Genomic DNA, 12659 nt, shown 5'->3' on the forward strand with positions numbered 1-12659 from the left:
AGAGGCCAACACCGCTCGCGGCGACAGCCGAAACGGCTTTTCAGCCAAGTTTTTCGGTTTATTTATCGACCGTTAGTCTTATTGCAACATTGATGGCCTCAGGCATGTAGGGCGCTTGCCTTGAAACCCGTCACATTCGCCTCCACTTCTACAGCTATCATGGTTTTTTCCTACTGCCTGCTCTGAAGTTTTGCGGGCTGTGGTCTTTTTCGTCCCCGACGGGTTTACAGTCTGGGGTGACTTCAAGAGGTACGTTATGTCGGATTTCCAACTAGTCACCCGCTTTGAACCTGCTGGCGACCAGCCCGAAGCTATTCGCCTGATGGTCGAAGGCATCGAGGCCGGCCTGGCGCACCAGACGCTGCTCGGGGTGACCGGTTCGGGCAAGACCTTCAGCATCGCCAACGTGATTGCACAGATCAACCGCCCGACCCTGGTGCTGGCGCCGAACAAGACCCTGGCCGCGCAGCTGTACGGTGAGTTCAAGGCGTTCTTCCCAAACAACGCGGTGGAGTACTTCGTTTCCTATTACGACTACTACCAGCCCGAAGCCTATGTGCCGTCTTCCGATACCTTTATCGAGAAGGATGCGTCGATCAACGACCATATCGAGCAGATGCGACTGTCGGCGACCAAGGCCCTGCTGGAGCGCAAGGATGCGATCATCGTCACCACGGTGTCGTGCATCTACGGCCTGGGCAGCCCGGAAACCTATCTGAAGATGGTGCTGCACGTCGATCGCGGCGACAAACTCGACCAGCGCGCCTTGCTGCGGCGCCTGGCGGATTTGCAGTACACCCGCAATGACATGGACTTCGCCCGCGCGACCTTCCGGGTGCGGGGTGATGTGATCGATATTTACCCGGCCGAATCGGACCTCGAAGCGATCCGTATCGAGTTGTTCGATGATGAAGTCGAGAGCCTGTCGGCCTTCGACCCGTTGACCGGCGAAGTGATCCGCAAACTGCCGCGCTTCACCTTCTATCCAAAAAGCCACTACGTGACCCCGCGTGAAACCCTTTTGGATGCCATGGAAGGGATCAAGGCCGAGCTTGCCGAGCGCCTCGAATACCTGCGCGCCAACAATAAACTGGTGGAAGCCCAGCGGTTGGAGCAACGCACGCGTTTTGACCTGGAGATGATCCTGGAGCTGGGTTACTGCAACGGCATCGAAAACTACTCGCGCTACCTGTCGGGTCGTGAGTCCGGCGCGCCGCCGCCGACCCTCTACGACTACCTGCCGGCAGATGCGTTGCTGGTGATCGACGAATCCCACGTCAGCGTGCCGCAAGTCGGCGCCATGTATAAAGGCGACCGCTCGCGCAAGGAAACCCTGGTGGAGTACGGCTTCCGCCTGCCTTCGGCACTGGATAACCGGCCGATGCGCTTTGACGAATGGGAAAGCATCAGCCCGCAGACCATCTTTGTTTCTGCCACGCCGGGCAACTACGAGGCCGAGCATGCTGGGCGGGTGATCGAGCAACTGGTGCGCCCCACCGGCCTGGTCGACCCGCAAATCGAAATCCGCCCGGCCCTGACCCAGGTCGATGACCTGCTGTCGGAAATCACCAAGCGCGTGGCCCTGGAAGAGCGGGTTCTGGTCACCACGCTGACCAAGCGCATGTCCGAAGACCTTACCGATTACCTGGCCGACCACGGTGTGCGTGTGCGTTACCTGCACTCGGACATCGATACCGTGGAACGTGTAGAGATCATCCGCGACCTGCGTTTGGGTACCTTCGATGTGCTAGTGGGGATCAACCTGCTGCGTGAAGGCCTGGATATGCCCGAGGTGTCGCTGGTGGCGATTCTCGATGCCGACAAGGAAGGTTTCCTGCGCTCCGAGCGCTCGCTGATCCAGACCATCGGCCGTGCCGCGCGTAACCTCAATGGCCGCGCCATCCTGTATGCCGACCGCATCACCGGCTCCATGGAGCGCGCCATTGGTGAGACCGAGCGCCGTCGCGAAAAGCAGATTGCCTTCAACCTGGCCAATGGCATCACCCCTAAAGGTGTGTTCAAGGACGTGGCCGACATCATGGAAGGCGCCACCGTGCCCGGTTCGCGCAGCAAGAAGCGCAAAGGCATGGCCAAGGCCGCCGAAGAAAGCGCCAAGTACGAAAACGAACTGCGTTCGCCGAGTGAAATCACCAAGCGGATCCGCCAGTTGGAAGAGAAAATGTACCAGTTGGCGCGGGACCTGGAGTTTGAAGCGGCGGCGCAGATGCGTGACGAGATTGGCAAGTTGCGTGAGCGGTTGCTGGCGGTCTGATTTGCGCTGACTGTTGGGGCCTCATCGCAGGCAAGCCAGCTCCCACATTGGGATGTGTGAATACATTCAAATGTGGGGGCTGGCTTGCCTGCGATAGCGGCGCCTCGGTCTAATGGGCTTCCCCCGCCTTGAGCCCCGCCGGCAACGCCTTGGTCAAAAAGATCGCCAGCATACTCACCGCCAACGCCAACCCGACAAAGTGAAACGCATCGTTATAGGCCATGATCTGTGCCTGTTGGTGGGCGATTTCACTGAGCTTGGCCAGCGCCGCCGTTTCATTGCCAAACGTCTGCGTCAGCGTCGCCATGCGCTCGGCCACTTGCGGGTTGGTCGGGACAATCGCCTCGCGCAAGTAATCAAAGTAGGTCTTGGTCCGTGCATCCAGCAGGGTTGCCAGCAGCGCAATGCCGATGGCCCCGCCCAGGTTGCGCAGGATGTTGAACAGGCTCGACGCCGAGCCCGCGTCCTGAGGCAGGATGTACGCCGTGGCGATCAACGAAATGGTGACCATGATCAGCGGCTGGCCAAGGGCACGGATGATCTGGATCTGGTTGAACTGGCTGCCGGCAAAGTCTGGATTGAGCACGCCCGAGGAAAAACTCGCGAAGCCAAACAGGCCGAATCCCACCGCGCAAAGCCATTTCGGTGACACGTATTTCATCAATTTCGGCACCAGCGGGATCAGGAACAGCTGTGGCACGCCCATCCACATGATCACTTCGCCGATTTGCAGGGCGTTGTAGTTCTGGATCTGCGCCAGGTACAGCGGCAGCAGGTAGATCGAGCCATACAGCCCCACGCCCATGCCCAGGCTGGAAATACTCGACAGGCCGAAGTTGCGGTTGGCCAGGATACCCAGGTTGATCAGCGGGTTGGGCTTGGACAGTTGCACGATGACGAAAGTGATCAAGCTCAACAGCGCGATGCTGCCCAGGCTGACGATCAGGCTCGACTCCAGCCAGTCCTTGCGATGCCCCTCTTCAAGAAACACCTGCAAACAACCGAGGCCCACGGCCAGGGTCAGGATGCCCATGTAGTCGGTGCTTTTGAGTAGCTCCCAGTGCGCGGCCTTTTTCTCCAGGCCGTAGAGCAGGCCGGCGATCATCAACAGCCCTGGCGGTACGTTGATATAGAAGATGTATTCCCAGCCCCAGTTTTCCGTGAGCCAGCCGCCGATGGTCGGGCCGATGGACGGCGCAAAGGTGGCGGTCATGGCGAACATCGCCATGCCCTTGGCGCGATGGTGTTCGGGCAGTTTGATCAGGGTCAGGGTGAAGGCCAGGGGGATCAGCGCGCCGCCGGTAAAGCCTTGCAGGGCACGGAATACAATCATGCTTTCCAGGCTCCAGGCCATGGAGCACATCAGCGAGGCGATCAGGAAACCCACCGAGACCCACACCGCCAGGCGCCGTGCCGACAGCAACTGCACCAGCCAGGCGGTGAGGGGGATCATGATGATTTCGGCGACAAGGTAGGAGGTGGAAATCCACGAGCCTTCTTCCAGGGTGGCCGACAGCGCGCCCTGGATATCCTTGAGCGAGGAGTTGGTGATCTGGATGTCGAGCACCGCCATAAAGGCGCCGAGCATCACGCTCATCACCGCGATCCAGTCGCGCCGGGTCGGTTCGCCGACCGGGCGCAGCAGTTGATCACCGGCCATGGTCAGGGTCTTGGATCTGCACTTTGACGGTTACCGACATGCCGGGGCGGATCTTGCCCTGCAACGGGTTGTCGGCGGCAAACGTAAGTTTTACCGGGATCCGTTGTACGACTTTGGTGAAGTTGCCGGTGGCATTGTCTGGCGGCAATAGGCTGAACTGCGCGCCGGAAGCCGCGAACAAACTGTCGACGCGGGCTTCGATAGGGGTGTCGCCATAGGCATCGAAGATCAGTTCGGCTTTTTGCCCAGGGGCCATATGGCCGATCTGGGTTTCCTTGAAGTTGGCCTGGATCCAGATGTCTTGGTCTGGAACGATGGACAGCAGATACGCGCCGGTCTGCACATATTGGCCGTTGCGCGCGGCGCGCTGGCCGACCAGGCCGCTGATGGGGGCGTGGATTTCGCTGCGGGTCAGGTTCAGCTCGGCTTGGGCCAGGTCGGCGCGGGCATTGGCGATCTGCGCGTCGAGGCGCTTGAGATCGGCGTTCAGGGCGCTGACCTGTTGGCGCTGGCCTTGCAGGTCGGCCTGGGCCTTGGCGACCTGGGAGCGGGCGATGTGGTTGTCGGCAGACAGGGTAGTGACGCGTTCTTCCGAGACATAGCCGGGTTTGCGCAGGGTTTGCGCGCGGGACAAGTCGATCTGCGCGCGGCCCAGGGTCGCCTGGCTGGACGATACCTGGGCATCGGCGGCGGCGATCAGGCTGGCCTGCTGGGTCAGTTTGCTCGTGGCCTGCAGGCGTTCGGCCTCGCGGGTGGCGAGGGTCGCGTTGGCGCGGTCGATGGCCAGCAGGAAGTCGTCCTGTTCCAGAATGACCAGCAACTGGCCTTTTTCCACGTGCTCGTTGTCGCCCACCTTGACCTCGGCGATGCGCGCGCCGAGCTGGCTGGAGACCCGGGTGATTTCGCCCTGCACGTAGGCGTTGTCGGTGCTTTCATAAAAGCGCCCCTTGAAGAACCAATGGGCAAAGAAGCCCGCGGCGATCAAGGCGACGATAAACAGGAAGATAAACAGGCGGCGTTTGAGTTGGGCAGGCATGGCGGCGCAGTGTCAGTTACAAAAGGTAATGGAATATAGCCAGCTAACGATCTGGCAAATAGCTATGTCGAGGTTCCAGCCCCAACCTTGGCTTATATGCCCTTTGTTGATCGGCCCACGCTGGAGCCGGGGGGCTTGGGGCTGTTACCATTCGCCCCTTGTTTTATTTTCAGCTTTATTGCCCATTCGAGACCCGCCATGACCACCGTCCGCACGCGCATCGCGCCATCGCCTACTGGGGATCCCCACGTCGGCACTGCCTACATCGCCTTGTTCAACTACTGCTTTGCCAAGCAGCATGGCGGTGAATTCATCCTGCGGATCGAAGACACGGACCAAGTGCGTTCGACCCGTGAGTCGGAACAGCAGATTTTCGATGCCCTGCGCTGGTTGGGCATTACCTGGGCAGAAGGCCCGGATGTGGGCGGCCCACACGGCCCTTATCGCCAGAGCGAACGCAGCGACATTTACAAGAAGTACACCCAGCAACTGGTCGACATGGGCCACGCTTTCCCGTGCTTCTGTACCGCTGAAGAGCTGGACCAGATGCGCGCCGAGCAACAGGCCCGTGGCGAAACCCCGCGCTACGACGGCCGCGCGCTGCTGCTGTCCAAGGAAGAGGTGGCCGCGCGTCTGGCCGCTGGCGAGCCTCATGTGATCCGCATGAAGGTGCCGAGCGAAGGCGTTTGCGTGGTACCGGACATGCTGCGTGGTGACGTGGAGATCCCGTGGGACCGCATGGACATGCAAGTGCTGATGAAGACCGACGGCCTGCCGACGTACTTCCTGGCCAACGTGGTCGATGACCACCTGATGGGCATCACCCACGTGCTGCGTGGCGAAGAGTGGCTGCCGTCGGCACCGAAACTGATCCTGCTCTACGAATACTTCGGCTGGGAACAACCGCAGTTGTGCTACATGCCGCTGCTGCGTAACCCGGACAAGAGCAAGCTGTCCAAGCGCAAGAACCCGACTTCGGTGACGTTCTACGAGCGCATGGGCTTTATGCCTGAAGCGATGCTCAACTACTTGGGCCGCATGGGCTGGTCGATGCCGGACGAGCGCGAGAAGTTCTCGTTGCAGGAAATGGTCGATAACTTCGACCTGTCCCGCGTGTCGCTGGGCGGGCCGATCTTCGATATCGAGAAGCTGTCGTGGCTCAACGGCCAATGGTTGCGTGACCTGCCGGTAGAAGAGTTCGCCAGCCGTGTGCAGCAGTGGGCGTTGAACCCCGAGTACATGATGAAGATCGCGCCGCTGGTGCAGGGCAGGGTGGAGACGTTCAGCCAGGTCGCCCCTCTGGCCAGCTTCTTCTTTGCCGGTGGCGTGAACCCGGATGCCAAGCTGTTCGAGTCCAAGAAACTCTCGGGGGACCAGGTCCGCCAGTTGATGCAGTTGATCCTGTGGAAGCTCGAAAGCCTGCGCCAGTGGGAGAAGGATGCGATCACCGCGACTATCCAGGCCGTGGTCGAATCCCTGGAATTGAAGCTGCGCGACGCGATGCCCCTGATGTTTGCCGCGATTACCGGGCAAGCCAGTTCGGTGTCGGTGCTTGATGCGATGGAAATCCTTGGTCCGGACCTGACCCGTTTCCGTCTGCGCCAAGCCCTTGATTTGCTTGGTGGTGTGTCGAAGAAAGAAAACAAGGAATGGGAAAAGCTGCTGGGCGCGATCGCCTAGTCAGGTGTTGGTGAGGTCAAAACCCCGGCTTTGCGGGGTTTTGATGGTAAGTGATTGTTATCCCGGCAAAAAACTTTGGAAATTGTTGAAAATAAATTTGACAGCCTTTCAAAGCGCCATTAAGATTCGCCCCGTCCTCACCGATGAGGGGCTATAGCTCAGCTGGGAGAGCGCTTGCATGGCATGCAAGAGGTCAACGGTTCGATCCCGTTTAGCTCCACCAATTTACAGGTTCAAGGTCTGGCCACACCGTCCTTGAATCGATCAGAACTCAGCTCTGATCAGTTGTACAGAAGGTTTTGTCCCCTTCGTCTAGTGGCCTAGGACACCGCCCTTTCACGGCGGTAACAGGGGTTCGAGTCCCCTAGGGGACGCCAGTTTCAACAAGCAGTTCGCAAGGTCTGCTGCGTCGCGAGACGAAAAATCCGGGGCTATAGCTCAGCTGGGAGAGCGCTTGCATGGCATGCAAGAGGTCAACGGTTCGATCCCGTTTAGCTCCACCAATTTACAGGTTCAAGGTCTGGCCACACCGTCCTTGAATCGATCAGTTCTCAGCACTGATCAGTTGTATAGAAGGTTTGTGTCCCCTTCGTCTAGTGGCCTAGGACACCGCCCTTTCACGGCGGTAACAGGGGTTCGAGTCCCCTAGGGGACGCCACGATTACCCGCTCTGCGGGATTTTTAAGGGTCATTCAATTATTGAATGACCCTTTTGTTTGTCTGGCGTTTGGGTTTTCTCCCTCCCTCTTCAAAAAAACTCTTCTGACCAGCGGTCGAATTCACCGCTTGCTAAAAAGTATTATGCGGATAATATTTTAACCGTAATATTCGGAGGCCGTCATGAGCGATAAAAAAGCGCAAACCCGTGAACGTATTCTGCAAGCCGCCAGTTCCGCGCTGGTCCAGCGTGGCCCGGCCGAACCGAGTGTGGGTGAAGTCATGGGCGCCGCGGGGCTGACCGTGGGTGGCTTCTACGCCCACTTTGAAAGCAAGGACGCTCTGATGCTGGAGGCGTTCGAGCAGCTCTTGGCGCGGCGTCGGGCATCTATCGACGATATGGACCCCAGCCTGACAGGCGAAGAGCGCCGAGCCCTGGTAGCCGCGTTCTACCTCTCGCGCAAACACCGCGATTCTACCGCCCAGGCCTGCCCGATCCCGGCCACGGTCGGCGAGATGAGCCGGCTGCCGGATGAGTTTCGCGATGTATTGAACCAGCACGTCGAGTTGATGGCCGCACAGCTGGCCGCCAGCCCGGAAGACACCGACAAGGCCCTGGCCGACATGGCCTTGATGATTGGTGGCCTGGCATTGGCCAGGGCTCTGGGGCCGGGCGAATTATCGGATCGTGTATTACGCGCCTCCAAGTCGGCTGTGCGCTGAACAAGGCTTGCAAGCCTGGGGAGTGAGTGGATGAGCACCTTGAGCTGGATTCGCCGAGTCAACGGCACCGTGGGCAGGCTGGCGCCGCAAACCATCGCCAACCAGATGCGGCGTGCCTTCATGACGCCACGAGACTTGCCGCCGCGTGATTGGGAGTTGCCATTGCTGGCCCAGGCCGAGCGCGTCACCTTGCGCTTTGGCCTGTCGGCCCTGCGCTGGGGCCAGGGCCCAGCGGTGCTGATGATGCATGGCTGGGAAGGGCGCCCGACCCAATTCGCCAGCCTGATCGACGCACTGGTGGGCGCGGGTTACTCGGTGATTGCCCTCGACGGCCCGGCCCATGGTCGTTCGCCGGGCCGCGAAGCCCATGTGGTGCTGTTTGCCCGGGCGATGCTGGAGGCTGCCGCTGAATTGCCGCCCTTGCACGCGGTGGTTGGCCATTCCATGGGGGGCGCCAGTGCGATGCTGGCCATCCAGTTGGGCCTGCGCACCAATGCGCTGGTGAGCATTGCTGCCCCTTCACGCTTGCTCGATGTATTGCGCGGCTTTGCTGGAGTAGTCGGCATGCCGGCGCGGGCGCGTGCGGCGTTTATCCAGGAGGTCGAGTACTCCCTGGGCATTCCGCTCAAGCACCTGGATGTGGCCCACTATCAAATGAATATCCCCGGGCTGATCGTGCATGCCGAGGACGATACCTTCGTCCCGGTCAAAGCTTCGCAGATGATCCACGAGGCCTGGTTCGACAGCCGCCTTTTACGCCTGGAGCAGGGCGGCCATCAAAAAGTCCTGGCCGACCCAAGGGTGGTCGAAGGTGTGCTGGCGCTGCTCGCCGGCTGCCGTGAGCCGGCCCGGCAAACCGCTTGAGCCAGGCGATAGGTTACACTGCTCCCCGCCGACATTAATCGACCGGGAGCAGGGCATGGGCTGGGACTTGGCAAAGCCGTTTATCATCGATCTGCAGGTGGCCCCTGAGGACATCGACGGCCTGGGGCATGCCAACAATGCCGTCTACGTGTCTTGGCTGGAGCGTTGCGCCTGGCGCCATTCCCAGCGCCTGGGCCTGGACCTCACCGAGTACCGGCGCCTGGACCGGGCCATGGCGGTGGTGCGCCACGAAATCGATTACCTGGCGGCCGGCTACGAAGGCGATGAGCTGCAGCTGGCAACCTGGATCGTCGATTGGGACCAGCGCCTGAAAATGACCCGACGCTTCCAACTGATGCGCCCCAGCGATGGCACCACCTTGTTGCGTGCGCAAACCACCTTTGTCTGCATCGAGCTCTCCAGCGGCAAGCCCAAGCGCATGCCGGCGGAGTTTATCGAGGGCTATGGCGTAGCGCTTACGGCATTGTCCATGTAGGAGCGAGCTTGCTCGCGAAGAACGTCAACGATAACGCGGTCGATCAGTTTTACCGTGTCGTCTGGGCGTTTTTCGCGAGCAAGCTCGCTCCTACAGGGGGCGGTAGGGTTAACGGTTGCTGTGGGAAACCCAGTAAACTGCGCCACGTTTTTCGTTGAGTGTTTTCCATGCAAATTGCTTTGGCGCCCATGGAGGGGTTGGTCGACAACATCCTGCGGGACGTGCTGACCCAGGTGGGTGGTATCGATTGGTGCGTGACCGAATTTATTCGGGTCAACGACCGCCTGCTGACCCCGGCCTATTTCCACAAGCTTGCCCCTGAACTGCTGCACGGTGCCAAGACCGCTGCGGGTGTGCCGTTGCGCGTGCAGTTGCTCGGTTCCGACCCGGTGTGCCTGGCGGAAAACGCCGCACTGGCCTGTGAGTTGGGCTCTGAGGTTATCGACCTGAACTTCGGCTGCCCGGCCAAGACTGTCAACAAGTCCCGGGGTGGCGCGGTGCTGCTCAAGGAGCCGGAGCTGCTCAACCAGATCGTCGAACACGTGCGCCGTGCCGTGCCTGCGCATATCCCAGTGACCGCCAAGATGCGCCTGGGCTTTGACAGCCCGGACGGCGCGCTGGTGTGCGCCACGGCCCTGGCTGAAGGCGGCGCCGCGCATATTGTGGTGCATGCGCGGACCAAGGCCGATGGCTACAAGCCGCCTGCACACTGGGAGTGGATCCCGCGGGTGCAGGACGTGGTCAAGGTGCCGGTATTTGCCAATGGTGATATCTGGTGTGTCGAGGATTGGCGGCGCTGCCGTGAGATCAGTGGGGTCGAAGACATCATGCTCGGTCGCGGCCTGGTAGCGCGTCCCGACCTGGCCCGGCAAATCGCCGCCGCGCGCGCTGGTCAGGACGTGGTGGAGATGACCTGGGAGGACATGCAGCCCATGCTCCAGGAGTTCTGGAGGCAGTCCGTGGCGCAATTGACGGAACGCCAGGCGCCGGGCCGACTGAAGCAGTGGCTGGCCATGCTGACGCGAAATTACCCGCAAGCCGTGGAGTTGTTTACCGCGTTGCGCAGGGAAACCGATCTTCAGCAGGTTAGCCGTCTACTCGGAATGCCCCATCCGCAAGTGGCCTGAAATTTTTCCTACAACTACTCTTGAAATGTAATTGGCGGTCCTTATCTAGGGATTACACGATGCCGAATTCGGGTCGTGGAGATAAAGAACCTTGCTGATATTTCAGGAGATTTGACCATGAGTACTGCATTTTCCCTGGCGCCGCTGTTCCGCTCCTCCGTCGGTTTTGATCGTTTCAACGATCTGTTCGAGACCGCACTGCGCAATGAGCCGGGCAGCAGCTACCCACCCTACAACGTCGAGAAGCATGGTGAAGACGAGTACCGCATTGTCATCGCGGCTGCCGGCTTCCAGGAAGACGATCTGGAGCTGCAGGTGGAGAAAGGCGTATTGACCGTCAGTGGCGGCAAGCGCGACACCAAGGCTGAGAGCGTTACCTATCTGCACCAAGGTATTGCCCAGCGCGCCTTCAAACTGTCGTTCCGCTTGGCGGACCACATTGAAATCAAGGCGGCGGACCTGAGCAACGGCTTGTTGAGTATCGATCTGTTGCGGGTGGTGCCGGAAGAAGCCAAGGCCAAGCGCATTCCCATCAACGGCGCGCAGAAGCCAGCTTTGCAACATTGAGTCCATGTATTTAAGTTTTTCACCTCCTCTGAAAAGGGCGCCTCTGGCGCCCTTTTTTTGTTTAAGGCTCTGTTGGGCGGGCAAGTAATTCAGATGCTGTCAGTTAAATTCATGTTTGGTTTGATTGTATATTTTGAGCATTTTGAGAGTAGGTGTGTGTAACTTTGTTGTAGTTCTAGTCAACTGTGAGTGTTGCAGCGGTTTTTTGTTTTTTGATTTTGCTTGGCGTGGCAGCAGTATTAAACGCGCGGGAAATATCATGGGCGATGCAAAGACAGTTCAAACAATCGTGACGTTCTTTTTCCATGGCACAGTTTATTAGCGAGTATGACCTGTTTTTTTCAAAGGACGGCCTTGTAAGGCAGGCCTTTGCAGAAGTCTATAGGTAAAAGTCCGAAATTGTCTTTTGATGTCCTTATGTTTTCCGCGATTTCTGGAACTCGAACGTTTTTTACTCCACGAAACTAGGGACTTCGAATCGGTGGCTGCCGTTTCAAGTCATAAGTAAACACTGTTCGTTATGGGGGCCTGAGCGCCCTGTGCTGTCTTGAGAAGAGGAATGACGCATGTCTTATCTATCTATAAACAATCCTCCAGGCGCGAATGTCGCTAATCGCCAGTTTGATTTGCCGACACCGGTACCCACTCCACCTGGGGGGAACGATGCGAGCAAGTTGCTGGGTAATAAGTTGAATGTGTTGCCGGAATATAACCGGGCGACAGGCGTCGGACGCGACAACATTGTTGTGAGTGTTGATTCTCTTGCAAAACTGTTCGATATGTTTGAGCTTGTTTTCAAGGCGATGCGCGATCTGTTGTCTGGCAAAAAGCCCTTACCCGAACCCACACCGGGGGATAAAACGGTAACTACAGGCCCGGACGGCAAAGTGCAGGTTGACGCTGGCAAACAACCGGAGAAGAAGGCACAGATCGACAGCAAGCCCCTGATACTCGGCAATGACGCCAAGGTGCAGCTCGAGGCTGAAAAATCACAGGAGAAGAAGGCGCAGACCGATGGCAAGCCCGTGATGCCAGATACGAAAGTGAATTCGGATGTGGGCAAGCACCCCGTTGTGCTACCCAATATCACAATTACACCGAGGGTTCCTGGTACCGATTCCAAGGCATCGTCTGACACGGTTGTGCGGGTAAACGTCGATCTCAATGTGAACAATTGCCACTGCCCGGAGGACTCTCATCCTGCTGTGCCAAAGGTCGACACTCGTGTGCGGCCGCATCCGAGGCCGCTCCCGACGATCGACCCGCAAGCCCGGCCCGACTGGGTGCACAGGCCAACAGTGTCCTTGACCGACCGCCAGGTAAAACCTGATCGGGTGCCTGATTTGGCAGTACCGGAAACCGACGCGCAGGTGCCGCCTGCTGTTCGTCCCCGGCCAACCCCAGTGATGCCGTCGCACGACCCCAAGCCTGAGCCAGACCTGACGTCGCCCGGCCCTGATTGCCGCCCGGGTGAAAGAAGCTGGGCGCGGGGTTTGTCTCGCCGGTTCTAATGCGCCCGCTACATCAGTAAACACCCAATAAAGTTCTTGATTTCAATCAGTGACCTCTTCGGCAAA

10 protein-coding genes and 4 tRNA genes are annotated in these 12659 nt (G+C 59.1%); 12 read left to right on the forward strand and 2 right to left on the reverse strand.

The window, feature by feature from the left end; translation table 11 throughout:
* Positions 1 to 256: 256 nt before the first annotated feature.
* On the forward strand, positions 257 to 2272 hold the full coding sequence (gene uvrB / locus HKK57_RS18845) for an excinuclease ABC subunit UvrB (protein WP_029294101.1): 2016 nt from the start codon (positions 257 to 259) through the stop codon (positions 2270 to 2272).
* A gap of 109 nt (positions 2273 to 2381) precedes the next feature.
* On the opposite strand, the gene HKK57_RS18850 is transcribed toward uvrB, so the two are convergent.
* Entirely contained in the window at positions 2382 to 3872 is a 1491-nt protein-coding gene (locus tag HKK57_RS18850) for an MDR family MFS transporter (RefSeq protein WP_169851778.1), read from the reverse strand.
* Between the two features lie 49 nt (positions 3873 to 3921).
* Positions 3922 to 4968 carry an HlyD family secretion protein gene (locus HKK57_RS18855; RefSeq protein WP_169390551.1) on the reverse strand — a complete coding sequence of 349 codons (1047 nt, stop codon included), beginning with the start codon at positions 4966 to 4968 and terminating at the stop codon, positions 3922 to 3924.
* Between the two features lie 198 nt (positions 4969 to 5166).
* On the opposite strand from HKK57_RS18855, the gene gltX reads away from it, so the two are divergent.
* From gltX to HKK57_RS18910, 11 genes are all read left to right on the forward strand, one after another.
* Positions 5167 to 6648 (forward strand): glutamate--tRNA ligase, encoded by a 1482-nt coding sequence (gene gltX, locus HKK57_RS18860; RefSeq protein WP_029294107.1) that lies wholly within the window; start codon positions 5167 to 5169, stop codon positions 6646 to 6648.
* 147 nt (positions 6649 to 6795) lie between these two features.
* Positions 6796 to 6871: transfer RNA gene (locus tag HKK57_RS18865), tRNA-Ala, on the forward strand.
* A gap of 78 nt (positions 6872 to 6949) precedes the next feature.
* Positions 6950 to 7025, forward strand: a tRNA-Glu gene (locus HKK57_RS18870).
* Positions 7026 to 7075: 50 nt separating this feature from the next.
* Positions 7076 to 7151, forward strand: a tRNA-Ala gene (locus HKK57_RS18875).
* Positions 7152 to 7230: 79 nt separating this feature from the next.
* Positions 7231 to 7306: transfer RNA gene (locus tag HKK57_RS18880), tRNA-Glu, on the forward strand.
* A gap of 182 nt (positions 7307 to 7488) precedes the next feature.
* Positions 7489 to 8028 carry a TetR/AcrR family transcriptional regulator gene (locus HKK57_RS18885; protein WP_029294110.1) on the forward strand — a complete coding sequence of 180 codons (540 nt, stop codon included), beginning with the start codon at positions 7489 to 7491 and terminating at the stop codon, positions 8026 to 8028.
* 30 nt (positions 8029 to 8058) lie between these two features.
* Entirely contained in the window at positions 8059 to 8892 is an 834-nt protein-coding gene (locus HKK57_RS18890) for an alpha/beta hydrolase (protein WP_029294112.1), read from the forward strand.
* A gap of 55 nt (positions 8893 to 8947) precedes the next feature.
* Complete coding sequence (locus tag HKK57_RS18895; RefSeq protein WP_029294114.1) at positions 8948 to 9388, forward strand: acyl-CoA thioesterase; 441 nt, start codon at positions 8948 to 8950, stop codon at positions 9386 to 9388.
* 167 nt (positions 9389 to 9555) lie between these two features.
* A complete protein-coding gene (locus tag HKK57_RS18900) occupies positions 9556 to 10515 on the forward strand; it encodes a tRNA dihydrouridine synthase (RefSeq protein WP_029294116.1) in 960 nt (319 codons plus the stop codon).
* A gap of 117 nt (positions 10516 to 10632) precedes the next feature.
* Positions 10633 to 11082, forward strand: coding sequence for an Hsp20 family protein (locus tag HKK57_RS18905; RefSeq protein WP_029294118.1), 450 nt, complete (start codon positions 10633 to 10635; stop codon positions 11080 to 11082).
* Between the two features lie 566 nt (positions 11083 to 11648).
* Positions 11649 to 12593, forward strand: coding sequence for a hypothetical protein (locus HKK57_RS18910; protein ID WP_169390552.1), 945 nt, complete (start codon positions 11649 to 11651; stop codon positions 12591 to 12593).
* Positions 12594 to 12659: the final 66 nt, after the last annotated feature.

Origin of the sequence: Pseudomonas sp. ADAK21, assembly GCF_012935735.1 — a bacterium.
GTDB lineage: Bacteria > Pseudomonadota > Gammaproteobacteria > Pseudomonadales > Pseudomonadaceae > Aquipseudomonas > Aquipseudomonas proteolytica.